Below are 25,533 nucleotides of genomic sequence, written 5' to 3'. Positions count from 1 at the left end.
AAGATGGAACTCACCACGCTCTGGTTCATACTCATCGCCTTCCTGTTTCTCGGCTACTTCGTCCTCGAGGGCTTCGACTTCGGCGTCGGCATGCTCATGCCATTCCTGGGCCGCAAATCGAGGATGAACGCGGACAAGCGCCGCCGAACCACGCTCAACACAATCGGCCCCGTGTGGGACGGCAACGAGGTGTGGCTCATTACCGCGGGCGGCGCGATGTTCGCGGCGTTCCCGGACTGGTATGCGACCCTGTTCTCAGGCTTTTACATTCCGCTGCTTCTGATCCTGCTTGCGCTGATCTTCCGCGCCGTCGCCATCGAATTCCGCGGCAAGATCGACGACGACAAGTGGCGGGCACGGTGCGACGCCGGCATCATCATCGGGTCGTGGATCCCCGCGGTGCTCTGGGGCGTCGCGTTCGCAGCGATCGTCAGCGGCACCCCGATCGACGAGAACAAGCAGATCACGAGCGTGTGGGGAGCGATCCTCACGCCGTACGCGATTCTCGGTGGCATCACTACGGCGATGCTGTTCCTTCTGCACGGTGCGGTCTTCATCGCACTCAAGACCGCCGGTGAGGTGCGTACCGACGCGGTTCGGACCGCCAAGATGCTGGCCCCGCCGACCTTCCTGGTGGCGGGCGGCTTCGCAATCTGGACGCAGTTCGCGTACGGCTCCGACCTCACCTGGGTCTTCACGGCAATCGCGGCAGCCGGGCTGGCGATCGCGGTCGTCATGACTGCCCGCGAGCGCGAGGGCCGAGCGTTCGCGGCCACGTTCGCGGCGATCGGGGCAGCGACCGCGCTGCTCTTCGGTTCACTCTTCCCCGATGTCATGCCCTCCTCGCTCAACCCTGAATGGAGCCTGACGGTTGCCGATGCGGCGTCATCGCCGTACACCCTGACCGTAATGACCTGGGCTGCGGCGTTCCTCGCGCCCGTCGTGATGATCTACCAGGGCTGGACGTACTGGGTATTCCGAAAGCGCATCTCAACCGAGCACATTCCCGACTCCATCGGGCTTAAAGTGCGAAAATGAAACCTTTCGACCCGCGACTGTGGCGACTGTCCGCGCCGGTACGGCCGTACCTGGTGCTGACGGTCGTCATGGGTGTCGTGACGGCCGCGACCGTCATCGTCATGGCTCTGATGATCGCGGCGATTCTCGCGGGAATCGCAACTGATCCGGCGCGGCGCACCCTGAGCGCGTGGACAGCGGAGTTCGCAATCCTTGCCGGAGCCGTGCTGATACGAGCGGGTGCAATGTGGGTGCATACCCGTTTCGCGCACCGCAGCGCGGCAGCCGTCGTCCGGGGCCTCAAGAATGACGTTCTCGGCGCGGTTGCGCAGCTGCCGCCGCGCCGCCGCGCGGAGGTGCGCGATGACGCGGTACTGGTGTTGACGCACAAGACTGGTGGTTTGGACGGTCTCGGCCCGTATCTCACGGGCTACCTGCCCGCGCTCGCACTCGCTGCGGTTGTGCCGCCCGCTGTTCTTGTGGTGATCGCAATGAACGACATGACGTCGGCGCTGATTATTTTCTTCACGTTGCCGCTCATTCCGACGTTCATGATCCTGATCGGATTGCTGACGCGCGGAAAGTCCCGCACGAAGTTGCGAGCGATGTCCCAGCTGTCCGCCCAGCTGCTAGATCTTATCGCGGGCCTGCCAACGTTGCGCGCGCTCGCCCGCGAGCAAGGTCAAACACAGCGCGTGCAGGAACTCGGCGAGCAGCACCGCCGTACCACGATGGCATCGCTGCGAATAGCCTTTCTGTCATCCATGGTGTTAGAGATGTTCGCGACGCTGTGCGTCGCGCTCGTCGCTGTCAGCGTCGGCCTGCGGCTGGTTTACGGGAACATGGAGCTGCAGCCAGGCCTCGTAGCGCTGATCCTCGCGGCCGAGGTGTACTTGCCGCTGCGTATGGTTGGTGCCCAATTTCATGCTGCCGAAGACGGAGTGACCGCAGCGAACAAGGCCTTCAGACTGCTTGAGGGGCCGACTGCTGACCAGCGCTCCGGGCCTCCCGCCCCGCCTGGGCCGTACACGATCGCGCTGAGCGGACTGCGGCTGCGCGCCCGGGACGGATACGCGCCAGACGGACTGAACGCGGAGTTCCGGCCCGGCGAAGTCACCGTCCTTGCCGGACCCAACGGGGCCGGCAAGTCATCTGCTCTCCACGCGATGCTCGTACTGGTGGAGCCGGACGCGGGTTCTGTCACAGTGAATGGTGTCGACGTTAGCGACATCGACCGCGGCGAGTGGTGGCAGCACGTCGCATGGGTGCCACAGAAACCGGTGCTGGTGCCGGGGACCGTCCGCGCGAACCTGGAACTCGGCGGTGCCGTGCCGGATCTTGCTGCCGCTGCGGCGCGGACCGGTTTCGGCGCGGTGCTCGCAGAACTGCCCGAAGGGCTGGAGACAATGCTCGGTGCGGGCGGGGTGGGCCTGTCGCTTGGACAGCGTCAGCGCCTCGCCCTGACACGCGCGTTAGCCGTGGACGCGGATGTTCTGCTGCTTGACGAGCCCACCGCGCATCTCGACGCCGCATCCGCTGAGCACGTACTGGGGGCGCTGCGTGACTGCGCAGAACGCGGCAAGACCGTCGTGGTGGTGGCACACCATCGCCGTGTACTCGATGTGGCAGACCGGGTAATCAGCGTTGAACACAGCGCCGGGCGGTGCGTGTGACCACGCTATCTCGCGCGCTGGCGCTTTTAGAAATCCCCAAGGGCCGGGCCGTTGTCGCGATCACCGCGGCCACCATCACACTGGCTTCCGCGCTCACACTGGCGGGTGTATCGGCGTGGCTGATTATGCGTGCGTTTGAAATGCCGCCCGTCCTCGATCTCACTGTCGCGGTAGTCGCGGTGCGTGCGCTGGGGATTAGCCGGGGCGTCTTTCGTTATCTGGACCGGCTCGCAACGCACGATCTTGCGCTCCGCGGGACCGTTGCCGCGCGCACATCCGTTTATGACCGGCTTGCTCGCGGCTATCCGCGCGCGGCGCTGGGCGCAAGTCGCGGCGGGCTGCTGGCCCGCACCGGCGAAGACATCGACACGCTCGGCGAAACGGTGGTCCGGTGTGTCGTTCCCATCGCGGTTGCCGTGCTGCTCGGCATCGCGGCTGTCGGGGCGATGGCGCTGATCGCGCCCGCTGCTGCGCTAATCCTCGCGGTGGCGCTGGTTGCTGCCGGTGTGCTCGCTCCGGCGCTGGCTGCGGCTGCTGCCCGGCATCGTGAATACGACGCCGACCACTATCGCAGCGAACACCGCGAGGCCGCAATGAATGTCCTCGACCACGCCGCAGAGTTACAGGTTTCCGGGCAGATTAGCGGATCGCTAAACCGTGCGGACAGGGCTATAGGTTCTGCGGACCGCTCGGTGGACAAAGCAGCGATTTCTGCGGCCGGGGCTGGGGCAGTGACGCCAATCGCGGTGGGGGCGAGTGTGGCCGGTGCGCTGCTCATCGGTATGCAGCTTTATGCGGCGGGCGAGATCGCGCTCACCTCTCTTGGCATCCTCGTCCTGCTGCCGCTAGCGGCCTTCGAAGCGACGTCCGTGTTGCCGGAGGCCGCTGTGCACTTGCAGCGGGCCCAGCGCGCGGCGCACCGCGTGATGGCACTGGTGGACGAAGCGGCTGAGCCGCCCACAGCGAAAGAGCCCTCGCGCCCGCCAAGCGGTTACGAGTTGCGGGTACAGGACCTGCGATGCGGCTGGGACGGCAGCGAGAAGACTGGGCCCTTCGGCCTCCGGTGGCCGGCGGGCAGCCGGATACTCATCACCGGCCCGAGCGGCGCTGGCAAATCGACCCTCCTCATGACGATCGCTGGCTTGATCCCGCCGATCAGCGGCAGCGTCACGGCAGGCGGCGTGCCGCTGCACGAGTGGGAGCCGGCGGCGCTGCGCCGCACTGTATCCTTCTTCGCGGAGGACGCGCATATCTTCGCGACCACGATCCGCGAAAATCTTCGTGTCGGCCGGTCGGACGCGACTGACGCAGAGATGGCGGCCGTGCTGCACGAGGTAGGGCTGGGTGAGTGGCTGGGCGAGCTGCCCGATGGTATCGACACGATGCTGTCCGGTGGCGAAGAGGCGGTGTCTGGGGGGCAGCGGCGAAGGCTTCTGTTAGCCCGCGCGATCCTCTCGCCCGCCCGCGTGCTCCTGCTCGACGAGCCCGCTGAGCACCTCGATGCAGATGATGCCGAACGGCTCCTTGAGGAACTGCTTGATCCGGCCAGCGGCTTGGTGGCACCCGACCGCACCGTGGTGGTGGTGTCACACCTCGTCCCTGCGCGCACGATCGTGGAAACTGACCACCGGAATGCGGGGGTCAGTTTCCACCGTGTGGGGCCGGTTACGGCCGCTGCTGATACCGGGCAAACTCGGCGGTGAAGCGGCCGCGGCCGTGTGTCATCGAACGCAGCGACACCGCGTAGTCCAGAACTTCCCCCTGTGGCACAGACGCAATGATGGTCGTGTGTCCATCGGTGGCAGGCTCGGTGCCTTCGATCTGGCCGCGCCGCCGTGCAAGATCCGCAAGGACGTCGCCTTGTACCGCGTCGGGTACGGTGACTTCAACATGAACGATCGGCTCGAGGACGATCGTGCCGACGCGCTCGATCGCCTCTTTGAGTGCGAGGGCGCCTGCCATTCTGAAGCTGAACTCGTCAGAGTCGACGGAGTGATGCTTTCCGTCAGTCACCGTGGCGCGGATATCGACGAGTGGGTGGCCTTCCCGGCCGCCGCGCCCCATAGATTCAGAAATGCCTTTTCCGACGGCAGGCACGAGCGACTTCGGAATGACACCACCTTTCGTCTCGTCGTGGAACTCGAAGCCGGAGTCGCGGGGGAGCGGTTCGAAGCGAACAGTGGCAACCCCGAACTGGCCATGTCCACCGCTTTGCTTCTTATGACGGCCCTCGGTTTGCACCGCTTTGGCGAGCGTTTCGCGGTAGGCGACTTTCACCGGTTCAGTGCCTACAGACACCCCGAACCGGCGCTGCACCCGCGAAAGCGCGACCTGAACGTGCACGTCCCCGGCGCCGCGGATGACGAGCTGGTGCGTGTCCGGATCGCGCTCAACATGCAGTGTCGGGTCGTCGCGCACCATTTCGGCAAGCGCGGTCGCTAGTTTGTCCTCGTCCCCGGTGCGCTGTGGGGACACCGCTATCGCGTACACGGGCTGGTGGGTAGCGGCCGCCGCGACCGTAAGCGCTGAGCCTGGCGGCGCGAGGGTGTCACCGGTGGCGACGTCGGACAGTTTTATCGCCGCGATAATGTCGCCGGCCTCGGCCACTCCGATGCTGGTCGTCTTGTTGCCCAGCACGGTAAGGAGGTTGTGTAGCCGTTCTTTCGCGCCAGTGCGCTGGTTGATGAGCACCTCATCCGCATGGATCGTTCCGGAGAGAAGCTTGAGGTAGGCGACTTGCCCGACGTACTCATCGGTCTGTGTTTTGAAGACGTACCCCACGGTGGGGCCGTCGTCCCGGCAGGAGAGGGTGACAGTTTTTCCGCTCTCGCCGACGCGGGGGCCGGGAAGGTCGTCGGGACCGGGGCCGAGTCGGCAAATGAAGTCGAGCAGCCGGTCCACGGCGACCATTTCGGTCGCCGATCCGCACAGCACTGGCCACAATGTCGCGGTCGCGAAGCCGGACCTGAGCGCGCGGCCCAGTTCAGTCACCGTGATCGTCTCGCCATCGAGGTAGCGCGCAAGCAGGTCGTCCTCGATCTGAATGACGTCCTCGAGGAGATGCTCGTGTTCTTCGTGTTCTTGTGCGGCTATCTCCGGCGGGACTTCATCCCGCTCGACGGTGCTCCCGGTGTCGTAGAAGAAGGTGTGCTCGCTGAGCAGGTCCGTCACGCCGGTAAACGCTCGTGCCTCGCCGACTGGTAATTCGATCGGCTCGATTCCCTGACCGAAGTGGGCACGAACGTCTTCGAGCGTGGTCGCGAACGACGCTCGGTCCTTGTCCATTTTGTTGATGAAAACGAGCCGCGGGAGGCCGCGCTCGGCTGCGGCGGCCCACATCATTTCATCGCTGACTTGCAGCCCGCTGACACCGTCGACGACAAAAACTGCCATGTCGGCGACCTGTAATGCGATTTCGGCATCGCCTGCGAAATCGAGATACCCGGGTGTGTCGATCAGGTTGATACGGTAGTCATTCCACGTGAAGGACGCTAGTCCGAGTGTGAGCGTTTGTGCTCGGGAACGTTCCTCGGGCTGGGTGTCCAGGGTCGTGTTGCCGTTCTCCACGCGCCCGGCCCGTCCGATTGCTCCTGCGGCCGCGAGGAGCGCTTCGGCAAGCGAGGTTTTGCCGTTGCCGTGGTGGCCCACGAGAGCAACGTTGCGGATCCGCTTGGCGCCGATGGTGATCGCCTCCCCTCGGGAAGGATGTGCCGCTGGTTGGGTAACTCGACACTACCCCGCGCGACGCAACCCAACGTCCGCTCGGAAAAAATCCATTGCCGGTTGTCTCACGCGCGGGTACCTTCGCTTGTACACGAGGAAGGAGGTGGTCCAAAGAATGATTGGCTTTAGGACACGTGAGGTGGCTGCCCGCTAGCAGCCTGTGTGCTCAGGGATTCCTCTGCCGCAGGCAGCGTGCGAATACCAGGCAGTTACCCAGCCCCCGAACCACCGGTGTTGTCCCACTGGTAATACGGTTCGGGGGCTGTCCGTTTTCTGAGGAGATTGTGTGGTGTGCCGCCTTCATACCGTGGACCAACTGGGCTATATTTTGATCAAATATCAACTCTCGGTTGACGCCGGGGCTTCCAGGGGGAGCGCACAATGACGAGCGCCGCACGAAACACGCCGTACCACCGTGAGCCTGAACTGCCGGCCGACGCGGAAACGTGGAAGCACATCGACGGCGCGGCTGCGTTCCTCGGTGGCGCAGCGAACGTCATCATGCAGCTGAGTCTGCCCCCAGTGGGCTACGGCGTGGTGGAAAGTCCGGTGGATAGCGGAAAAGTCACGCTGCACCCCTTCAAGCGGCTGCGGACCACGCTGTCGTACCTCGCAATCGCACTGCAAGGCACTGAGGAAGAACGGGCGCGCTATCGGGATGCTGTGAACCAGGCCCATCGGCTCGTGCGTTCGCGCCCGGAGAGCCCCGTCAAGTACAACGCGTTCAGCCCCGCGCTGCAGCTATGGGTCGCAGCGTGCCTCTATTACGGCGTCGTCGATCTCACCGAGCGACTTCATGGGCCCATCGACGATGCTGAGGCTGACGCACTATACCGCTACTGCGTCCGGTTCGGCTCCACCCTGCAAATGCCGCCGGAACTGTGGCCGGCGAACCGGGAAGCGTTCAGCGAATACTGGCAGAAGACGCTCGCCGCGACGTCCATCGATGACACGGTGCGGGACTACCTGAACGATCTGATTGATCTCAAAGCGCTGCCGCTGCCGCTGCGGATCCTTAGCGCGCGCCTGCATCGCTTCCTCGTAACGGGGCAACTGCCGCCGCGCTTGCGCGACGAAATGCAGCTGACATGGACACCGCGCCAGGACCGGCTGCACCGCGCGGCGTTCCGGGCGCTCGGCGCGGGGCTGCGGGTCGCACCAGGGATTATTCGGCGCTTCCCCATGAATACATACCTGTGGGACACGCGGCGGCGCATGAGAAACGGCCAGCCGCTGGTGTAGCGGGGGTGCTCGCGCGGGAGCCAGTGAGGCACCCACGACTGCCCCAAACGCACGGGAAACAGGACACGTTCACGAGTTTTTGCTGTGAACCTGTCCCGTTTCCCGTGCGTCTTTTACGTGATTGCGCCGGTGCACCGGGCCGTCGTCTGCTCCCGGCCCTTACTTGTATCGGCCGTGCAGGACTTTCATTGCCTTCTTGACGATCACGGTCGTCATCTTGGATCGCTTGAAACTCAGCAGCGCCATACCGGGCAGCGCGAACCGCTGGCTCGCGATCGCGTGCGGGCGAGTGAATTCCTTGAGACCGGGTTCGCCGTGGATGCGTCCAATGCCTGACTCGCCAACACCGCCGAAGGGGAGTGCTGGGATTGCTGCGAAGCCGAGCACAGAGTTGATGGAGGTGGCGCCCGCCCGCAACTGGCGTGCGATTTCCAGACCCTGCTTTTTCGAGTAGACGGTGGACGCGAGGCCGTACTTCGACGCGTTCGCCAGGCGAATCGCCTCACTGACTGATTTCACGGTGCGGATCGTCAGTGTGGGGCCGAAGGTCTCTTCCTGGACTGCGGCAGAGGACTCGTCCGCGTCCACAATAACGACCGGTTCGATGAAGCGTTCTTTGACCGAATCGAGTCCGCCGACGATTGCGGTGCCGCCATGTTCGATCGCGTCAGCAATGTGCTTGCGTACGATGTCGATCTGAGCGGGCATCGTCATGGGGCCGTACGAGGAGTCGGGTCCTTCGCCAGGTGTCAAACCGGAAATGATGGTGCGAATTTCGCGGATAAACTCGTCGGCCACCGCTTTCTCGACGTAGACGCGCTCGACACCGACGCAGGTCTGCCCGCTGTTGGCCATTGCCCCGAACGCGATCGCATCCGCCGCGGCTTTGACATCGGCGTCCGCGGCGACGATAGCCGCGTCCTTGCCGCCGCATTCGAGCAGGACTGGGGTGAGCGACTCGGCAGCGGTCGCCATGATGCGCTTACCCGTGGCGGTCGAACCGGTGAAGGCGATTTTGTCGACGCCGGACTTGACGAGCGCAGCACCGGTCTCGCCGTAACCGTTCACGGTCGTAAAAATGTTATTTCGCAGTCCCGGGTTTGCCAGGCGGAACGAATCGGCGAGGTAATTTCCGACGGTCGTCGTGTACTCGCTGGGCTTGAATACGACCGCGTTGCCGGCGGCGAGCGCGTACGCGATAGACCCCATCGGGGTGTAGACAGGGTAATTCCAGGGGCCGATCACGCCAACCACGCCGAGCGGCCGCTGCTCGACGACGGCGGAAAAATTCGCCATCAGAACCCCGGGTTTGACCTTCTTGGGCGCGAGCGCTTTCTTCGCGTGCTTCGCCGCCCAGGCAACGTGTTCGACGGCGAGGACGAGCTCGAGGTACGCGTCGTCGCGCGGCTTGCCGTTCTCAGCGTGGATGAGATCGCTGAACTGCTCCGCATGATCGAGGAGATAGGTCACCCATCTCAGCAGGTATTTCTTTCGTTCGTCGAAACCGAGGTCGCGCCACGTGGCTGCGGCTTCGCGCGCGCGTTCGACGGCAGCATTCACCTCGGCGGGTGTCTGGACGGAGTGCACGGCGATGACATCACCGGTTGCCGGGTTAACCGATGCGAGGGCCGACGCCTGTTGCGCGGGCGCGGGTTCTTTCGTGGTTTTGGGGGTGGACATGAAGCTCCTTCGGTGAGCGGCGCTGGCACAGATAGGTGCCTTCCAGTGTCCATCATCACGCTTATCGGCAGAATGTCAATAAGCGGCCCGGATGGGCTGGCTGGTCCGATTGCCGACTCGCTCGCGCGCGTACCGCCCCGGAGTCATCCCTTTCCATGACTTAAACGCATGGGTGAAACTTGATGCGTCCGCGTAACCGAGCCGATCAGCGATCTGCTCCACCGGCATCCCCGTGCGCAACAGTTCTTCGGCGAGCATCCCGAGTGTTTCCGCGACCAGTTCGCGGTACGACGTGCCTTCCTCGGTCAGCCGCCGCCGCAGCGTACGCACACTCATGCTGAGCTCCCGCGCGACCTCGTCCTGATCGGCAGCATGCCCCCGCCGCAGAAGGTGATCACGCACGTGACCACTCACACCCGCCCGCGCCCGCCGCCGCTGTAACAGTGTGGCGCACTGCTGCACACACATCTCCGCGATATGCCGGTTCGCTTGCGGCAGTGGAAGAGGGAGCAGCGCGGCGTCGATGTGCAGCGCAGTCACGGCGGAGCCGAAACGCAACTCGGTGGCGACCGCCGCCGCAATGTCGGCGTATTTCGCGACGTAACGGGGCTCAGGCAAGGCGATGTCGAGGCCCGCGAGGAGTATGGGCATCGAAGGCAACAGCGACCTGATCATCGTGCAAATCGCCGACAGATCGCGCTCGGTGTTGAAGCACTTGATGTCCGCAGGTACGCCAGTGTCATCGAGGACGACAGTGATCGTCGCATCGTCGTCGTGGCGCCGGAGCGTCGAGAACGAGAAGGACAACTCGAACCACCGTGTGACAACCTCCAGGGCTTCGCGCACCGTGGGGCTGCTGATCATCGCGAACCCAAGTGGGCCGAAGGAGGGCGCGTGGTAGCGCTTACCGGCCGCAATGCCCAAACCGTCGACAGTGGCGAGGTGGCTGATGAGATTGCGCACCAGTGTGAGCTCTTGCCCTGCGGTGATTTCCGCGGTGGGGTCTTTCAGAACCTGGGGGGTAATGCCGGTACCGCGGAGGACGTGCGCGGCGGCGACACCGTGTTCCGTTGCCAGTTCGGTGAGCATCGCAGCGCTCACGCAAGACCGCGGCATCTCCCAGCGATCGATCATCCTGACATCACACGCCATTTGGCCGAATTTCTCAAGTATCTGTCCCCAGTGCTCATGGGAGCGCGGCAGCAACCGGCATAGCGTTGCATCAACAGCCTGTAAAGGAGTTTCGTCAATGGAGATCCAGGAACTCGTCCGCGTGCCGGGCGTACCCGAATCGGATGTGGATCCGGGTGTAGCCAGTCGTCTCGGGCCCAACCTCGCGCCTGCGCCCTGGAAGTGTTCGGCGCAATCGGTGCTGTGGTTCGGTCGCGGCGGCAGAGCAGCCACTAAGGCGCTGGCGCCGGAACTGGCGCGGAGCCACAAGGGACTGAGCGTCGTCGGCGGCATGGTGCATTACACCGATACGCCGGTCGGCAGCTACGGCGAAGTCTTTGGCGCGGTCGCGGTTCGCCGCGGACACCGCATCGTCGGCACAGTGCCGTTCATGTCGGTCGACTCGGAAACCAGCTTGGTCGGTGGCCGATCCAACTGGTCGCTCCCCAAAACACTCTCATCCTTCGAGGGTGCGCCCGTACCGGGGGCCACGATGGTTGCGCGCGGCAGCTCGTGGACGGTGCACGCCACGGCGCGCCCCCTAGGGCCCGCAATACCGCTGATTCCGCTGACCATTTCGCTCGCACAACAGTGGCCCGACGGGGTCGTGCGCCACGCACCCATGCGGGCCTGGGGCCGGGCGCGGCCAGCGCTCGTAACTGTGGAGGTTGACGCAGGCAAATCACTGTCCGGCTGGCTGCGACCAGGCCGTCATGCTGGGCTGATTCTGGAATCAATGGAGTTCACGCTGGGCGTGTCGTCAGCGCCCCGAAATGGAGTATGACGATGCGAAACAATCACATCACCAACGCGCAGGGCGGTCCGTCCATCGTGATCGTGGGTGCGGGCTTCGCCGGTCTCGGTATGGCGATGGAACTTGAGCGGGCGGGTTTCCACAACATCACGATCCTCGAGCGGGCGGACGGCGTCGGCGGAGTGTGGCGGGAAAACACTTACCCAGGCGCGGCCTGCGACACCCCGTCACCGCTGTACTCGTTTTCGTATGAGCCCAAGGCGGACTGGCCCAAGCGCTTCTCGGAGCAGCCAGACATCCTTCAGTACCTGAAGGGAGTCGCCGAGAAGTACGATCTGCTCGGCAAGATCCAGTTCAGCACCGAGGTCACCGAAACTGAGTTCAGCGAGAACACCGGTACCTGGACCATTCGGGTTTCGGGCGGGGCTGAACTCACCGCTGATGTGCTGATCATGGCTACTGGACAGCTTTCCCGCCCTGCGCTGCCAGAATTACCGGGCATCAGCGATTTCGAAGGCCCGGCATTCCACTCCGCGGAGTGGAATCATAGCGTTGACCTCGAGGGCAAACGGGTCGCGGTTGTCGGCACGGGAGCTAGCGCGATCCAATTCGTTCCGCAGATCGTGTCGGACGTGTCCCACCTGACCCTGTTCCAGCGGTCGGCAGCGTGGGTGCTGCCGAAACCTGACGTTGAATACACTCCTCTGCACCACACTGTGCTGACGCGCATACCGCCCGTCCGGCTGGCCGAGCGATTCCTCAGCTGGGGTATTTACGAGTTCCTCGCGCTCGCGCTCGTTGACATCCCGGCCATCCGGCCGCCCGTGGCGAAGCTCGCGCTCAATCACTTGCATAAGCAGGTTGAGGACGAAGACTTGCGTGCGAAGCTCACACCAGACTATGAGGCGGGATGCAAGCGCGGGTTGTTGTCGAACGACTATTACCCAGCGTTGACCAGGCCGAACGTCACCGTCAAGACCAGCGCGATCACGGCAGTGACGCCAAAGGGCATCGTCACCGCTGACGGTGCCCACCATGAGGTCGATGTCATCATCTACGGCACCGGCTTCAAAGGGACAGAGTTCCTCTGGCCGATCAAGATCTTCGGCCGGGACCGGCAAGCCTTGCAAGATGTGTGGGGGCCCGAAGGCGCACACGCCTACCTCGGTATGAACGTCTCAGGCTTTCCCAACATGTTCGTCATGTACGGTCCGAACACGAATCTTGGCGCGGGGTCGATCGTCTACATGCTCGAAGCGCAGGCCCGCTATATTCGGCAGGCCGTGGAGGTGCTCGCGAAACGACCGGGGTCGGCGATCGAAGTGCGCCCCGAAGTCGAGGCCGAGTTCAACAAAAAGCTGCAGCAGCGCCTCGACCGCTCGGTGTGGACGCTGTGCTCAAGTTGGTACCGCAACGCGGCCGGCCGCATCACCAACAACTGGCCGGGCACTGTCTCGACGTACTGGCTCCGAACACGACGGCTGAGGCTTTCCGACTACTCCATCACCCGCGCTGGAAAGGATGCGTGACGCATGACCGCGAAACAGGGGCCACACTACGACGTCCTCGTCATAGGTTCCGGATTCGGCGGCAGCGTCACAGCGCTGCGTCTCACCGAAAAAGGTTACAACGTTGGTGTTTTGGAAACCGGGCGCCGGTTCGCCGATCACGAGTTCGCGAAGAACTCCTGGCACCTGCGTGAGTACCTTTGGGCGCCGAAACTGGGCTGCTTCGGGATCCAGCGGATGACGTTGCTCAATGACACGTTCGTCATGAGCGGCTCCGGTGTTGGGGGCGGCTCGCTCGTGTACGCCAACACGCTGTATGAGCCGCCGGAGCCGTTCTATAAGGACAAGCAGTGGGCGCACATCACCGATTGGGCCGATGAACTGGGCCCTTACTATGACCAAGCGAAAAGGATGCTTGGTGTCACTCTCAATCCTGCGACCACCGCGGCGGACCGGGTGCTGCTGGATGTCGCGAAAGACATGGGCATTGACGACACGTACCATCCCACCCCGGTTGGTGTCCTCTTCGCTGACAAAGCCACCAAGCCGGGCGGGGAGGTAGCTGACCCGTACTTCGGCGGCGAAGGTCCGGGCCGCAGAACGTGTACCCATTGCGGTGAATGCATGACAGGCTGTCGGCACGGCGCGAAGAACACCCTGGTGAAGAACTACCTTTATCTCGCGGAAAAGGCCGGCGCCACAGTGCATCCGCTGACGACTGCGACGACGGTGCGGCCTCTGCACGGTGGGGGTTATGCGATCGACACGGTCCGCACTGGCCGCTGGATCCGCAAGGGGAAGACAACCTTTACAGCGGATCACGTGGTGTTCGCGGCCGCTGCGCTCGGAACGCAGCGACTCCTGCACCGGATGCGTGACGAGAAGGTGCTGCCGAACGTGTCACCGCGGCTCGGTGAATTGACCAGGACCAACTCCGAAGCGGTGCTCGCCGCGAAATCTCGCAGCAACGACACTGATTTCACCAAAGGTGTCGCCATCACCTCTTCGATCCACCCCGACTCCGTCACGCACATCGAGCCGGTGCGTTACGGAAAAGGCAGCAATGCGCTCTCACTTCTCACGTCAGTCCTCGTGGATGCGCAGGAGGGCAAACGCCGCTGGGTTCTCGGCCTGCGTGAAATGTGGCGGCGGCGTCGCGATCTGTGGCGTATCCACAGCCCGCGACGATGGTCCGAACGCATGATCGGGCTCCTGGTCATGCAGACGGTCGATAACTCGATTACGACGTACACCAAACGGGGGCTGTTCGGCCGGAAGATGACGACCAAGCACGGCCAGGGTGCCGCGCCGCCGGTCTGGATTCCCGTCGGCAACGAGGTCACGAGACGTGTCGCAGCAAAGATCAACGGCATCCCGCAGGGCAGCTGGACGGAGATGGCGAACATCCCGATCACCGGCCATTTCATCGGTGGCTGCCCAATCGGCGACTCGCCGGAACACGGAGTTGTGGATCCCTACCACCGGGTGTACGGCTATGAAGGCCTGCACATCGCCGACGGGTCGACGATCTCGGCGAATCTTGGCGTCAACCCGTCCCTGACCATCACCGCGCAGGCTGAGCGCGCGATGGCGCTGTGGCCGAATAAAGGTGAAGCTGATCGGCGCCCACCGCTGGGCGCGGCATACCGCAGGCTGAGCCCGGTGGAGCCGAAGAATCCGGTAGTCCCAGCGGCCGCGCCCGCAGCGCTTAGACTGCCAATCACACCGATCACACGCGCGGCAGGGGAGTAAGAGTGCTTTACGAGGTGCGGGGTTCTGGGGAGCCGCTCGTTCTGATCCACGGAATCGGCAGCCGCTGGCAGGTTTGGGAACCAGTGCTTGACTTACTGGCCCGTGACTTCCAGGTGTGGGCCGTTGATCTCCCCGGGTTTGGTGCCAGCCCGCCCAGCCCTGGCGCGACGACAGTGCCGGACTTGATCGAGCATGTGCGTGGCTTCCTCGACGCCCAAGGCCTCGACCGGCCGCACCTCGCCGGCAATTCGATGGGCGGTGGTATCAGCCTGGAACTCGCCCGCCGGGGGCTGGCCCGTTCGGTGACGGCGTTTTCGCCCATTGGGTTCTGGAACACTCCGGAACGGGTGTGGACGCAGGCCGCGCTGTTGGCGGCACGGATGGTCGCACGATATGGCCGACCAATCGTGCCGCTGGTGGCGTCGAACCGCATCACCCGCGCCGGATTGTTCGGCCTGTTCTACGGGCAGCCTGGCGCGCTCTCGATGCCGACGATCGAGGGCGACCTCGCTGGCCTGGGTGGCGCGGACGGCTTTCACCAGGCGCTGCGCTCGTTCAGCGAGTTTCGCTGGCTAGCTGGGGATGTCTCCCCGGAGGTGCCAGTGACAATCGCGTGGGGGAGTCGCGATCTGCTGCTGCCGTACTGGACACAGCATCGCCGCGCGGAGGCGCTGCTGCCCTTCGCCGCCCACGTGACGCTGCCAGGTTGCGGCCACCTCCCCATGCATGACAACCCTGAGCTGTGCGCGGATGTTCTCACGCACACAGCTCAGGGGGCTCTCAAAGGGAACGAGCGATGAGTTCCTTCATCACTTCGTTAGCGCCGGCGTATATCTTCTGGATCCGCGAGTCGGTAAAAATCTTCGCGATCGGATACTCCATCGTGTACCCGTAACCGCCGAAGAGCTGAAGGCATCGCGTCGCGACGTCACACTGCTGCTCGGTCAGCCAGTACTTCGCCATCGCTGCCGTGGCGACGTCGAGTTCGCCGCGCAGGTGCTTTGCGATGCAGTCGTCGAGGAATACGCGCCCGATCTGGGCGACACTCGCGCAGTGTGCGAGTTCGAAGCGGGTGTTCTGGAGCGCGAACAGCGGCTTGCCGAAGGCCATTCGGGTCTTCGTGTACTCGGTGGTGACCTCCACCGCGAGTTCCATGCTGGCCACGGCCGCCGCAGCCGCGATCAGGCGTTCCTGCGGCAACTGTTCCATCAGCTGGTAAAACCCGAGTCCTTCGCTCGCGCCGAGAAGGTGTTGGGCCGGCACCTTGAGATTGTCGAAAAACAACTCGGTGGTGTCCTGGCCCTTCTGGCCGATCTTATCGAGAATTCGGCCGCGTTCGAATCCTGGTGTCTCGTCGCTGACTTCTGCGACGATCAGCGAAACGCCAGCCGCCCCCTTGGACGGGTCGGTTTTCGCGGCAATGATGACGAGGTCACAGTTGTGGCCGTTCGAAATGAACGTCTTTGCGCCACTGACGAGATAATGGTCTCCGTCGCGCACGGCGCGGGTGGTGATGCCCTGGAGGTCGGACCCGGCTCCGGGTTCGGTCATGGCGATCGCGCCCACCCATTCTCCGGACGTGAGTTTCGGCAGCCAGCGGCGCTTTTGGTCCTCGCCCGCGTAGGCGAGCAGGTAGTGGAGGACCACGCCGGTGTGCACGCCGAGTTGCAGGGAGCTTTCGCAGGCGCGGACCTGCTCGGTGAAAAGAACGATCTCGTGCGCGAACGTCCCGCCACCCCCGCTGTACTCCTCAGGGATCGACATTCCGAGCAGCCCGAGATCGCCGGCTTTCCGGTAAACGTCGCGGTCCGGATAGCCCTGCTGAACGAACCGTTCAGTGTGCGGAGTGACTTCTTTCTCGAAGAATTTTCGGGCGAGTTCGGAGACTGCCGCGAGGTCCTCGTCCATCCAGGGGTGCTTCTCAGCGGTGGGGGCAGTGGTCGTCATGTGGTCCTCCCAAAGTGGTCAGGTCACATCGTCGCGAACTATTGGCAAACTGTCAATAACCCGATTAAAGTGGGCCGTATGGCATCCGTCTCCAGTGCGGCTGCCTCTCTGGTGGCCGCACGGCCGCGCTCCCGGCTTTCGTGATGTCAGCCTCGGCGGAGGCGGCATGTACTTGCTGACCTGGTTACATTGAGGGTGTGAGCGAACCGATGGGTACTGAGACGGCCGCCGAGGTGGTTCCACTGCCGCAGGCTGGTGCGGCGGGCGCCGCGCCGGTTCGTTCGCGCCGCCAGCGCTTCGAGCCTGATGAGCGCCGCAAACAGATTCTCCGCGCCGCAATCCGGGTGTTTGAGGAGAAGTCTTACGCCAGTGTGTCGACGACGGAGCTGGCAGCCGCCGCAGGGGTGACCCGGGGTTTGATGCACCACTACTTCGGCACTAAGCGAGAGCTCTACATCGAAGTGGTCAGGGTGCTCGTGACCGTGCCCGAAATCGACGAGGTGGGAAGCGCTGCTGGGAGCGTGGAGGAGCGCATCGACTCCTGGATCGCCGGCTTCCTGGACTTCATCGAGCGGCACGGCACATTGTGGGTCTCAGCGGTGTCGGCCGAGGGGTTCGGTGGTGACCCTGATGTCATGCGTGTTCTTGACGAGGCGGATGACATCGCCGCATCGCGGCTGATCGACGTTGTTGGGCTGAACCGGTTCGAATCCTCGCCGGATGACCTGCGCGCCATGATTCGAGCCTACGGCGGTGTGGTGAAAGCGGCTGCTCGCGAGTGGGTTTTGCGCGAATCGCTGACCAGGGACCGTGTCCACGCGATGCTGCGTGGTGCGCTGCTCGGCATCGTGCGTGAAGCCCTCGTTTGGGACGAGTAGGGCACCCGGAAGATTGCCGACCACTATTGGCAGAATGTCAATAGTGGTCTACTGTGTGATCGATCTCTGATTCCGCGGCACTGACCCGAATTCTCATCTTTCACACCGCAAGGAGTTGCGATGACCACGCGATCTTCCCAAGCCACGACGATGTGCGAAGCCTTCCAGAACACCGTTCGCGACTTCGCGTCCCGTACCGCAGTGCGCACGCCCGGTTCTCCGACAGGGGTGAGCTGGGCACAGTACGGTGAGCGCGTTCGAACGATCGCGTCCCAGCTGCATACCCTAGGAATCGGGCACGGTGACACCGTCGCGATCATGATGACGAATCGGCCCGAATTCCATTTCGTCGACACTGCGGCCCAGCACCTTGGGGCGATTCCGTTCTCGATCTACAACACGTCCTCAGCCGACCAGATCCGCTTCCTCTTCACCGATGCTGCCAATAAGGTCGTCATCTGCGAGAAGGCGTTCGTGCCGGTGCTGCTCGAGGGGGCGCAAGAGACCGCAGTACAGCACATCGTATGCATCGATGGCGCTCCAGAGGGTACGCGGTCACTCGAGTCAGTGCCGCCTGCTGCGCCGGCCGAATTCGATTTCGAGCGTTCCTGGCGCGCAGTCGCGCCAGGCGACGTCCTGACGCTCATTTATACCTCGGGTACGACCGGCGCGCCCAAAGGCGTGGAACTCACGCACGCAGGCATGCTTGCGCAGGTGGAAGGCTCAGAGTTGCTCATGGGCGTCACTGCAGAGGACCGGATCATTTCCTTTCTGCCGAGCGCCCATGTCGCTGACCGCTGGTCCGCGCACTACATCCAGACCGTGTGCGGCAACCAGGTAACCTGCGTCGCCAACCCCAAGGAAGTCGTCGGGGCTCTCGCTGACGTCAGGCCCACGGTTTTCGGAGCGGTTCCCACAGTCTGGCAGAAAGTGCGTGTAGCCCTTCTTGCGGCCATTGAGGGTGAGCAAAGCCCGGTGAAGAAGGCGCTCTGCAAGTGGGCGATCGCGACGGGGCAGCACGTTGCGGCCATGAGCGGTCGCGGCAAAAAGCCTGGTCTGCTGCTCGCTGCCCAGTTCGCTGTCGCGGACAAACTGGTACTCGGCAAGATCCGGAACAAGATCGGTCTCGATCAGACGCGCGTTGCGCTCTCGGGTGCTGCGCCGATCGCACCAGACGTCATCAAGTTCTTCATCGGCCTTGGGGTACCGCTATCGGACGCGTGGGGCATGTCGGAACTCTCCGGACTGAGCACCATGAGCCCGGACGGGGAAATGCGACTCGGCACTGTCGGCAGACCAGCCCCGGGCGTCCGGGCGAAACTCGCCGACGATGGCGAATTGCTCATCGCGGGTCCCATCCTCATGCGCGGATACCGTAACCGCCCAGAACAGACCGCGGAGGCGATCGACAGCGAAGGCTGGCTGCACACCGGTGACATCGCAACGATCGACGAGGAGGGGTACATCACCATCATTGATCGCAAGAAAGAACTCATCATCAGCGCCGGTGGCAAGAACATGTCACCGGCGAACATCGAAAACGCGGTGAAAGCGGCGTGTCCGCTAATTTCGCAGGTCGTGGCAATCGGCAACGATCGCAGCTACAACGTTGCCCTCATTGTCCTCGATCAGGAAGCAGTCGCCGCGTTTGCGGAGCGGCGCGGTATCAGCGGCGAACTCTCCTCCGTGGTGGCGAGCAAGGAACTCCGGGAGACGCTCGATCGTGCCGTCGCGGATGCAAATCAGTCGCTTTCCCGGGCGGAGCAGATCAAGCGCTATCGTGTGCTCGAAGAGTACTGGGAGCCAGGCTCCGAGGTGCTGACGCACACGATGAAACTGCGGCGCAAGCCCATTGATGCGCGGTACGCAGCTGACATCGAAGAGCTCTACAGCGCTGAAACGGTACGTGCCTAGCTGGCCATGTCCGCATACGCCGTGGTGCACCACGCCGGGAACGGGGTCTTCGGTCCCAGCATGCGCTCGCGCGCTGTCGTGAGTCTCGCTCGCACCGTGGTCCGGCCGACTCTCGGCGTGCTTCCGCTGAACTCGACTGTCATGGCGAGCGCGTCGCTGATCGACCGGGCGGCAGGACTTCTGCCCCGGCCCAGGGATTGCGAATACCATCGAGTGTCGCTCGGCGCCTGTGAGGCCGAGATTGTCTCGCCCCGGGGCGTGCAGGGCTCATCCGGTGGGGCGCTTCTGTACCTGCATGGCGGCGGGTTTGTAGCAGGCGGGCTCAACACCCACCGGCGAATGATCGCGCTGCTTGCCGGGTGTGCGAGGCTGCCCGTCATGCATGTCGGCTACCGCAAATTGCCGCACGCAACGATCCGTGACTCGGTGAGCGACTGCGTTTCCGGCTACCGGTGGTTGCTGGAGCATGACGTCCCCGCTGACCGGATCGTCGTAGCGGGCGAATCTGCGGGCGGCTTTCTGGCCTTCGCGACAGCAATAGCCGCTCGGGACAAGGGGATGCCACTGCCGAGTGGGCTTGTCGGCATCTCGCCGTGGCTCGACCTCGATTGCGCGACAAAGCGCGCAGCATCGGGTGCGCAGACTGAAGCGCTTCTGCCAATATCTGTGTTCGAGGCTGTGGCGCGGCTCGGGGGCGAGGTGGATGGCGAGCTGGATGCGGCGCTTTCTCCGGCGAACGCCGATGTCACAGGCTTGCCTCCGGTGCTGCTTGTCGCGTTGCGTTCTGAAGTTCTGCGCACCGACATCGAAGCGATGGCTGCCCGGCTTGGTGACGCGCGAGTTTCGTGCGTCCTGCATCTGTGGCGCGGCCAAATCCACGGTTTCAGCGCGCTGTTCCCCGCATCCGCCGAGGGCCGGGAAATGCTGTGTGATGTCGGTGAATTCGTGCGGGCGAGGATCGGCGCTCAGCCCGCGTGGCGGATGAGGATTCCGACCACCAGTTCGGTGCAGTAGTCGACAAGTTCCTCGCGCGGAATAGCAAGGCGGTCTTCTGTCCAGTCGAGGAACAGTGTGACGACGGCCCCGGATAGCGCTGACATGTCGAGTTGCAGGCGCAGTGCGTCAACCCCGTGCTGGTCCGCTGGTTCAGGCAGGAAGTGCGTGGCAGTCGCGAAGACGAAATGAGGGAGCGCGGCTAGTGCGTGTTCCCGCAGCATGTTATCGGCGAGTGCTTCGCGCAGCAGCAGACGTGCGGCCCGCGGATCCTCGTCGAAGGCGTGCGCAGCCGCGCTGAACGCAGCGCGGCACTTGGCCTCCATGCCTTCGCTATCGGCCATTGCAGCCGCCACCCGCTGCTGCAGTTGTTCCACGGTTCGGTCGAAGACGGCGAAGAGAAGCGCATCGCGGTCGGGGAAGCTTTCGTAGAAGTATCGCGGTGACAGGTTGGCTGCTCGCGTGACCGCACGCATCGTGAGTGCGCCCACGCCTTCCGCAGCAACCAGGTCGTACGCCGTGTCGAGCAGCTGCTCGCGCCGTTCATCGGCTCGGTCATGGAGAGTCTGGCCACGCCACTTCTTGGCGGGTGCGGAACTCTCCATTTGCATTTGCTCATGGTACTTGACACGAGGCCGTGCCATTGGAATCATCTGATTCAAGTTGAATCGTCTGATTCCAGTTAGGCAAAGGAGCCTTGCATGGGTACGACAACCTCGCGCCGGTACGCCAACGAGGCGTACGCGATCACCGCCCGCAACGTCACGTTCGACTGGTCAGGCGTGCCGCTGCACTACCTGCCGGGTGAGCCGGTAGCCACTCAATTCTTCAACTTCATGCATCTCGTGCTGCCAGAAGGGGAGCGGGCGATGGCGGCGGCGCTCGCCGAAGCTCTGCCGTATATCCACGACGAGCGACTGCGTGAAGAGGTCCAGGGCTTTATCGGACAAGAGTCGATGCACGCGAGCTCACACGAAGGCGTGCGCGAACACCTCGAACGCAACGGGGTTCCTATACAGCCGGTGATCGAGCGGATGCAGTACTTCGCGGACCGGGTAATCGGGGAGCGGGGCCTCACCGGGCGAGCAAAGAAGCAGTGGCTCAAAGAACGGCTCGGTCTCTACGCCGCGATGGAGCACTTCACTGCCGTCATCGGTCAGTGGTTCCTCGACTCCGAAGAGATCGAAGATATGCACCCCATGATGCTCGACCTCATTCGATGGCATGGTGCTGAGGAAGTCGAGCACCGCAACGTCGTTTTCGACGCCTTCCAGTACCTCGACGGAAGCTACACCCGCAGGACTCGAACCGCGTTGCTTGCAGCCGCGACCTTGATCGGTCTGTATGCCGTGACAATGCGATATCTCGTTCGGAACGATCCTGAGCCAGAAAAAGCGAAGCACCCAATCCTGAACTACATCACGGCCACGCGGCGCGGGAAAATCCCCAGCTTCACCGTATTTATCACCGAAATGCCGAAATACCTGCGCCCGAACTTTCACCCGTCCGACATGGGCGACCTCGACGCGGCGATCCGATACCTCGCGATCTCACCAGCCGCGCGAGCAGCGGAGAGCACAGAGACCGAGAGCACATCATGACGGCGGCAGTGCCCCGCGAGCGCTCTCTCGCCCTGCTATCGACAGCGCTGACGGCTTATCGCAATGTCGTGGTGAACAGCCCGGAGGTGCCCATCATCGGAACGCCGCGGCCGGTGCGCCGAGACGGCTACGACCACGATGTTCTCGTCGACTGCATCGAACACATCGCTGAAGATGTTGTCAGCGTGGCGTTTACCGCGCCCGATTATGCAGCTCTGCCAGCGTGGACGCCCGGTGCCCACCTCGATGTGTTCCTCCCATCCGGAAGACAGCGGCAATATTCGCTGTGCGGGGATCCCGCCGACAAAACCAGGTATCGCATCGCAGTACGAAGGATCGCCGGTGGTTCCGCGTCCAGTGAGATCCATGACGTTCTGCGGCCGGGCGATACGCTGCGAATACGCGGGCCGCGTAACGCATTTCCGATGATCGACGCACCCGCGTACCTCTTCGTCGCCGGTGGAATCGGGATTACTCCGATCCTCCCGATGTTGAGGGCCGCGGCCCGCCGGGGCGTCCCGGCGACCCTCGTGTACACCGGCCGGACGCGTGTAACCATGCCGTTCCTGCCGGAAATCGGGGCGATCGGCGCACCATCGCACATCATGCCGGACGACGAGTATGGCACTCCCGACCTTGCCGGCCAGCTTCAAGCCACGCCACGCGGGGCGGCGGTATACGTGTGTGGGCCACCACCCATGCTCGACGCTGCCCGCTCGTTGCTGCCAGTGTTCAGCACCTCAGCGTCGCTGCATACGGAAAGGTTCTCGGCACCGCCGGTCCGCGGCGGCACACCGTTTCACCTCACGCTCGCGCGAACTGGTGCCTCAGTGGACGTCGCGGCGGACGAAACTGCGTTAGCCGCAGTCCGGCGCGTCCTGCCGGGTGTCGCTTACTCCTGTCAGCAGGGCTTCTGCGGCTCGTGCAAGACACGAGTGCTATGCGGAGACGTTGAGCACCGGGATCGTCTGCTCACTGAGTCAGAACGGCGGGAGTCGATGCTCCTCTGCATCTCGCGGTCTGCTGCCGGGCCGCTGGTACTCGATCTCTAAGGAGCTTCACCCTCATGCCGAAACCGCACGACGTCGACCACGTCGACATTGTCATTATCGGAGCTGGGTTCGCTGGAATCGGGCTGTCCATCAAACTGCGCGAAGCCGGCTTCACCGACTTCCTTGTCCTTGAACGCGCCGCGGCGATCGGCGGTGTCTGGCGCGACAACACCTATCCAGGCTGCGCCTGCGACGTACCTTCCCACCTGTACAGCTACTCGTTTGCGCCCAACCCGAACTGGTCTCGGATGTACGGTAAACAACACGAGATTCTGACATACCTGCGCCGATTGGCAGCAGATCACGACGTCATCCGGCACATGCGTTTCAATTCGGAACTCCTTGAGGCCCGGTGGGACGACAAGGCGTCGCACTGGCGACTCAACACAGCGAGCGGCGAGCTTACCGCTCGTATTCTGGTGACCGCGACCGGCCTGTTCACCGAAGCGTCGATACCGACTTTGCCTGGCCTCGACAGCTTCGCGGGCAGGGCGTTTCACTCGCTGCACTGGGACCATCAACATGAGCTGACGGGCGAACGCGTCGCGGTGATCGGCACCGGCGCCTCGGCCGTTCAGTTCATCCCGGAGATCCAGCCAATCGTCAAACATCTCACCGTTTTTCAGCGCAGCGCACCATGGATTGTGTCACGTCTGGACCGTCCGACGCTCGCCCCGGAGCGGGCATTGTTGCGCAAGGTCCCCGCTGTGCAGCGCGGATTGCGTGCCGCGTACTACGGCATGATCGAGAGCTTCGGTCTGCCGGGTTTCGTCGATCGCCGATTCCGGCACCCATTCGAAGCATTCGGGCGGCTGCAGTTGCTGCGCCAAGTTCGAGACCCCGAACTGCGCCGAAAGCTCACCCCCGACTACATGATCGGGTGCAAACGTGCCATCTTCTCGGACTCGTATCTGCCAGCACTGACACAACCGAACGTCACCGTGGAAACAAGCGGGATCGCAGAAATCAGGCCGCGCAGCATCACCACGCGCGATGGTACGGAGCATCCCGTGGACACGATCATATTCGGGACCGGATTTACCATGCCGCCAGGCGCGGTGGCACGGATCTTCGGTCCCGCAGGGATTTCGCTCGGTGAGCGCTACGAGCAGCGGCCACAGAGCTACCTCGGCGTCACAACCGCTGGGTTTCCTAATGTGTTCTCGATTCTCGGTCCATTTGGTGCGGTCGGGAATCAGTCCGCGATTTACATGATCGAGCAGCAGATCAGCTACATCATCGACGCACTGAAAACGATCGACTCGTTCCGCGCCCAGCGCATCGAGGTGCGCCCAGAGGTACAGCACAGGTTCATGGCGGAAGTCGAAGAGCGAAGCGAAAACACGGTGTGGCTGAAAGGTGGCTGCAAGAGCTACTACACCACTCCCGATGGTCGTAACGCCGGGCTATATCCCAACTGGAGCTTCGAATACCGAAGCCGCGTAAAGAACTTCAACAGCAGTGACTATGTGATCAAGGCAGGCTGCAATGGCTGATGACGTACTGGATGTGCGGGGCAGGACCGCACTGGTCACCGGTGGTGGCGGGGGCATCGGCCTCGAAGTGGCAAGGCAGCTCGCTCGGCGCGGTGCACGGGTCGCGATCCTCGATGTCGATGAGGCGGCCGCGGTAAAGGCAGCGTGCGACATCGGCATCGGTGTCAGCGTTTCAGATCGTGACGCCATGAAGCTCGCGGTTAAGAAAGTTCAGGCCGAACTAGGTCCCATTGACATCGTTGTCGCTAATGCTGGCGTCACGCCAAAACCGGCGACGCTGCGGGTCATGGATGACACCGAATTTGATCGCGTGGTCGGCATCAATCTCACCGGTGTCTACAACACTGTGCGACCGGTCCTTGACGATGTGATCGCTACTCGCGGACACGTGGTTGTTGTCGCCTCCGTCGCTGCGTTCGCCCCGGGTATGGCCGGATCGCCGTACATGATCACCAAAGCGGCGGTGGAGCAACTAGGCCGCGCGCTACGTATCGAACTGGCAGTCCACGGGGCCACCGCCCAGGTGGCGTACTTCGGCATTGTCGAGACCGCGATGACTCAGGCAATGCTCGACGACGATGAACTCGGCCGCGAACTCGGTGACCGTTTCCCGTGGCCGTTCAGCCAGCGCATCACCGCGCGAGATGCTGCGGTGACAATCTGCGACGGCATAGCGCGACGGTCTGCCCGCACGATCGCGCCCCGAGCATGGACGGCGTACGCGCTGCTGCGCGGGCTGGTTAACGTCGGCTTCGATGCATTGCTTGTCCGGGACAAGCGCACGCAGCGAATGATCAGCCGTCTCGAGCAGCGGGCCACCAGCGTGACGGGGTCCGGCGGCTGCTGATTCTTCGGTAGGTCTGGCGACTATCAGCGACAGCACTGGGGTGCTGTCGCTGATAGGTGAGCAGGTGGCTGGCTAGCCGAGGAGTCCGGTGAGGGTGTAGCTGGCGACCATGTAGGGGGCGCCGGTGGTGACGTTGCTGTTGATGCCGAGGTGGGCGGTGTTGTCGCCGTCGATGCGGGTGGCCTGGGTGTCGGTTTGTGCGCCGGGGTAGTTGTTGGCGAAGAACACGGCTTCGCTGTTGGTGCCGGAGATGCCGTAGGTGGCGTCGATGGCGAAGCCGTTCTGG

At 63.5% G+C, this 25,533-nt stretch carries 20 protein-coding genes and 1 pseudogene; 15 read left to right on the top strand and 6 right to left on the bottom strand.

Annotated features, from left to right (window positions below):
* Positions 1-3: 3 nt before the first annotated feature.
* The 3 genes from cydB to cydC are packed head-to-tail and all read left to right on the top strand — an operon-like array spanning position 4 to position 4,393.
* The gene (gene cydB / locus ONR57_RS16440) at positions 4-1,038 is read left to right on the top strand and encodes a cytochrome d ubiquinol oxidase subunit II (protein WP_265124607.1); all 1,035 of its coding nucleotides are present in this window, start codon (positions 4-6) and stop codon (positions 1,036-1,038) included.
* Positions 1,035-2,690, top strand: coding sequence for a thiol reductant ABC exporter subunit CydD (gene cydD / locus ONR57_RS16435; RefSeq protein WP_265124606.1), 1,656 nt, complete (start codon positions 1,035-1,037; stop codon positions 2,688-2,690). The genes cydB and cydD overlap by 4 nt, the downstream gene beginning before the upstream one ends.
* Positions 2,687-4,393, top strand: coding sequence for a thiol reductant ABC exporter subunit CydC (gene cydC / locus ONR57_RS16430; protein ID WP_265124605.1), 1,707 nt, complete (start codon positions 2,687-2,689; stop codon positions 4,391-4,393). The genes cydD and cydC overlap by 4 nt, the downstream gene beginning before the upstream one ends.
* Here cydC and ONR57_RS16425 read toward each other — a convergent pair.
* Positions 4,356-6,338, bottom strand: coding sequence for an elongation factor G (locus ONR57_RS16425; RefSeq protein WP_374116469.1), 1,983 nt, complete (start codon positions 6,336-6,338; stop codon positions 4,356-4,358). The two genes, cydC and ONR57_RS16425, sit on opposite strands and share 38 nt — an antisense overlap.
* A 456-nt stretch (positions 6,339-6,794) precedes the next feature.
* Here ONR57_RS16425 and ONR57_RS16420 point away from each other — a divergent pair, with 456 nt between their 5' ends.
* The gene (locus ONR57_RS16420) at positions 6,795-7,655 is read left to right on the top strand and encodes an oxygenase MpaB family protein (RefSeq protein ID WP_265124604.1); all 861 of its coding nucleotides are present in this window, start codon (positions 6,795-6,797) and stop codon (positions 7,653-7,655) included.
* Between the two features lie 159 nt (positions 7,656-7,814).
* Here ONR57_RS16420 and ONR57_RS16415 read toward each other — a convergent pair whose 3' ends face one another.
* Positions 7,815-9,335: an aldehyde dehydrogenase family protein gene (locus ONR57_RS16415; RefSeq protein ID WP_265124603.1), complete on the bottom strand. Its 1,521-nt coding sequence runs from the start codon at positions 9,333-9,335 to the stop codon at positions 7,815-7,817.
* A gap of 75 nt (positions 9,336-9,410) precedes the next feature.
* Entirely contained in the window at positions 9,411-10,469 is a 1,059-nt protein-coding gene (locus ONR57_RS16410; protein ID WP_265124602.1) for an AraC family transcriptional regulator, read from the bottom strand.
* 115 nt (positions 10,470-10,584) lie between these two features.
* On the opposite strand from ONR57_RS16410, the gene ONR57_RS16405 reads away from it, so the two are divergent.
* From ONR57_RS16405 to ONR57_RS16390, 4 genes are read left to right on the top strand one after another with little or no spacing between them, the layout of a single operon-like run.
* The gene (locus ONR57_RS16405) at positions 10,585-11,289 is read left to right on the top strand and encodes an acetoacetate decarboxylase family protein (protein ID WP_265124601.1); all 705 of its coding nucleotides are present in this window, start codon (positions 10,585-10,587) and stop codon (positions 11,287-11,289) included.
* A gap of 2 nt (positions 11,290-11,291) precedes the next feature.
* Positions 11,292-12,788 carry an NAD(P)/FAD-dependent oxidoreductase gene (locus ONR57_RS16400; RefSeq protein ID WP_265124600.1) on the top strand — a complete coding sequence of 499 codons (1,497 nt, stop codon included), beginning with the start codon at positions 11,292-11,294 and terminating at the stop codon, positions 12,786-12,788.
* Between the two features lie 3 nt (positions 12,789-12,791).
* Positions 12,792-14,519, top strand: a complete 1,728-nt coding sequence (locus tag ONR57_RS16395; RefSeq protein ID WP_265124599.1) for a GMC oxidoreductase — start codon at positions 12,792-12,794, stop codon at positions 14,517-14,519.
* A gap of 2 nt (positions 14,520-14,521) precedes the next feature.
* Complete coding sequence (locus ONR57_RS16390; protein ID WP_265124598.1) at positions 14,522-15,319, top strand: alpha/beta fold hydrolase; 798 nt, start codon at positions 14,522-14,524, stop codon at positions 15,317-15,319.
* On the opposite strand, the gene ONR57_RS16385 is transcribed toward ONR57_RS16390, so the two are convergent.
* Positions 15,300-16,466 carry an acyl-CoA dehydrogenase family protein gene (locus tag ONR57_RS16385; RefSeq protein ID WP_265124597.1) on the bottom strand — a complete coding sequence of 389 codons (1,167 nt, stop codon included), beginning with the start codon at positions 16,464-16,466 and terminating at the stop codon, positions 15,300-15,302. The genes ONR57_RS16390 and ONR57_RS16385 overlap by 20 nt on opposite strands.
* Positions 16,467-16,663: 197 nt before the next feature.
* Here ONR57_RS16385 and ONR57_RS16380 point away from each other — a divergent pair, with 197 nt between their 5' ends.
* The 3 genes from ONR57_RS16380 (at position 16,664) to ONR57_RS16370 (ending at position 20,272) form a co-directional block, all read left to right on the top strand.
* Positions 16,664-17,344 (top strand): TetR/AcrR family transcriptional regulator, encoded by a 681-nt coding sequence (locus ONR57_RS16380; protein WP_265124596.1) that lies wholly within the window; start codon positions 16,664-16,666, stop codon positions 17,342-17,344.
* A gap of 120 nt (positions 17,345-17,464) precedes the next feature.
* Positions 17,465-19,258 carry a long-chain fatty acid--CoA ligase gene (locus tag ONR57_RS16375; RefSeq protein WP_265124595.1) on the top strand — a complete coding sequence of 598 codons (1,794 nt, stop codon included), beginning with the start codon at positions 17,465-17,467 and terminating at the stop codon, positions 19,256-19,258.
* Between the two features lie 60 nt (positions 19,259-19,318).
* Complete coding sequence (locus ONR57_RS16370) at positions 19,319-20,272, top strand: alpha/beta hydrolase (RefSeq protein ID WP_265124594.1); 954 nt, start codon at positions 19,319-19,321, stop codon at positions 20,270-20,272.
* Here the strand turns inward: ONR57_RS16370 and ONR57_RS16365 are convergent.
* Entirely contained in the window at positions 20,224-20,862 is a 639-nt protein-coding gene (locus ONR57_RS16365; protein ID WP_265124593.1) for a TetR/AcrR family transcriptional regulator, read from the bottom strand. The genes ONR57_RS16370 and ONR57_RS16365 overlap by 49 nt on opposite strands.
* A gap of 90 nt (positions 20,863-20,952) precedes the next feature.
* Here ONR57_RS16365 and ONR57_RS16360 point away from each other — a divergent pair, with 90 nt between their 5' ends.
* From ONR57_RS16360 to ONR57_RS16345, 4 genes are read left to right on the top strand one after another with little or no spacing between them, the layout of a single operon-like run.
* Positions 20,953-21,852: a metal-dependent hydrolase gene (locus tag ONR57_RS16360; protein WP_265124592.1), complete on the top strand. Its 900-nt coding sequence runs from the start codon at positions 20,953-20,955 to the stop codon at positions 21,850-21,852.
* Positions 21,849-22,904 carry a PDR/VanB family oxidoreductase gene (locus tag ONR57_RS16355; protein WP_265124591.1) on the top strand — a complete coding sequence of 352 codons (1,056 nt, stop codon included), beginning with the start codon at positions 21,849-21,851 and terminating at the stop codon, positions 22,902-22,904. Before ONR57_RS16360 ends, ONR57_RS16355 begins: the two co-directional genes overlap by 4 nt.
* A gap of 14 nt (positions 22,905-22,918) precedes the next feature.
* Positions 22,919-24,400, top strand: coding sequence for an NAD(P)/FAD-dependent oxidoreductase (locus ONR57_RS16350; RefSeq protein ID WP_265124590.1), 1,482 nt, complete (start codon positions 22,919-22,921; stop codon positions 24,398-24,400).
* Positions 24,393-25,247, top strand: coding sequence for a short-chain dehydrogenase/reductase (locus tag ONR57_RS16345; protein WP_265124589.1), 855 nt, complete (start codon positions 24,393-24,395; stop codon positions 25,245-25,247). Before ONR57_RS16350 ends, ONR57_RS16345 begins: the two co-directional genes overlap by 8 nt.
* A gap of 72 nt (positions 25,248-25,319) precedes the next feature.
* Here the strand turns inward: ONR57_RS16345 and ONR57_RS16340 are convergent.
* A pseudogene (locus ONR57_RS16340) lies at positions 25,320-25,533 on the bottom strand (hypothetical protein); the annotation flags it as partial.

The sequence above is a fragment of the Hoyosella sp. YIM 151337 genome, from assembly GCF_026041215.1.
Lineage (GTDB): Bacteria > Actinomycetota > Actinomycetes > Mycobacteriales > Mycobacteriaceae > Hoyosella.
This window is presented reverse-complemented; position numbering and strand designations above follow the sequence as displayed.

Bases quoted from the DNA above. Each gene is read 5' to 3' on its own strand.
- ONR57_RS16375 (WP_265124595.1), top strand. From the start codon at position 17,465: ATGACCACGCGATCTTCCCAAGCCACGACGATGTGCGAAGCCTTCCAG.
- ONR57_RS16415 (WP_265124603.1), bottom strand. From the start codon at position 9,335: ATGTCCACCCCCAAAACCACGAAAGAACCCGCGCCCGCGCAACAGGCG.
- ONR57_RS16345 (WP_265124589.1), top strand. From the start codon at position 24,393: ATGGCTGATGACGTACTGGATGTGCGGGGCAGGACCGCACTGGTCACC.
- ONR57_RS16405 (WP_265124601.1), top strand. From the start codon at position 10,585: ATGGAGATCCAGGAACTCGTCCGCGTGCCGGGCGTACCCGAATCGGAT.
- ONR57_RS16355 (WP_265124591.1), top strand. From the start codon at position 21,849: ATGACGGCGGCAGTGCCCCGCGAGCGCTCTCTCGCCCTGCTATCGACA.
- ONR57_RS16360 (WP_265124592.1), top strand. From the start codon at position 20,953: ATGGGTACGACAACCTCGCGCCGGTACGCCAACGAGGCGTACGCGATC.
- ONR57_RS16400 (WP_265124600.1), top strand. From the start codon at position 11,292: ATGCGAAACAATCACATCACCAACGCGCAGGGCGGTCCGTCCATCGTG.
- ONR57_RS16420 (WP_265124604.1), top strand. From the start codon at position 6,795: ATGACGAGCGCCGCACGAAACACGCCGTACCACCGTGAGCCTGAACTG.
- ONR57_RS16365 (WP_265124593.1), bottom strand. From the start codon at position 20,862: ATGCAAATGGAGAGTTCCGCACCCGCCAAGAAGTGGCGTGGCCAGACT.
- ONR57_RS16395 (WP_265124599.1), top strand. From the start codon at position 12,792: ATGACCGCGAAACAGGGGCCACACTACGACGTCCTCGTCATAGGTTCC.
- ONR57_RS16385 (WP_265124597.1), bottom strand. From the start codon at position 16,466: ATGACGACCACTGCCCCCACCGCTGAGAAGCACCCCTGGATGGACGAG.
- ONR57_RS16410 (WP_265124602.1), bottom strand. From the start codon at position 10,469: ATGATCGATCGCTGGGAGATGCCGCGGTCTTGCGTGAGCGCTGCGATG.
- ONR57_RS16350 (WP_265124590.1), top strand. From the start codon at position 22,919: ATGCCGAAACCGCACGACGTCGACCACGTCGACATTGTCATTATCGGA.
- cydD (WP_265124606.1), top strand. From the start codon at position 1,035: ATGAAACCTTTCGACCCGCGACTGTGGCGACTGTCCGCGCCGGTACGG.
- ONR57_RS16370 (WP_265124594.1), top strand. From the start codon at position 19,319: ATGCGCTCGCGCGCTGTCGTGAGTCTCGCTCGCACCGTGGTCCGGCCG.
- cydB (WP_265124607.1), top strand. From the start codon at position 4: ATGGAACTCACCACGCTCTGGTTCATACTCATCGCCTTCCTGTTTCTC.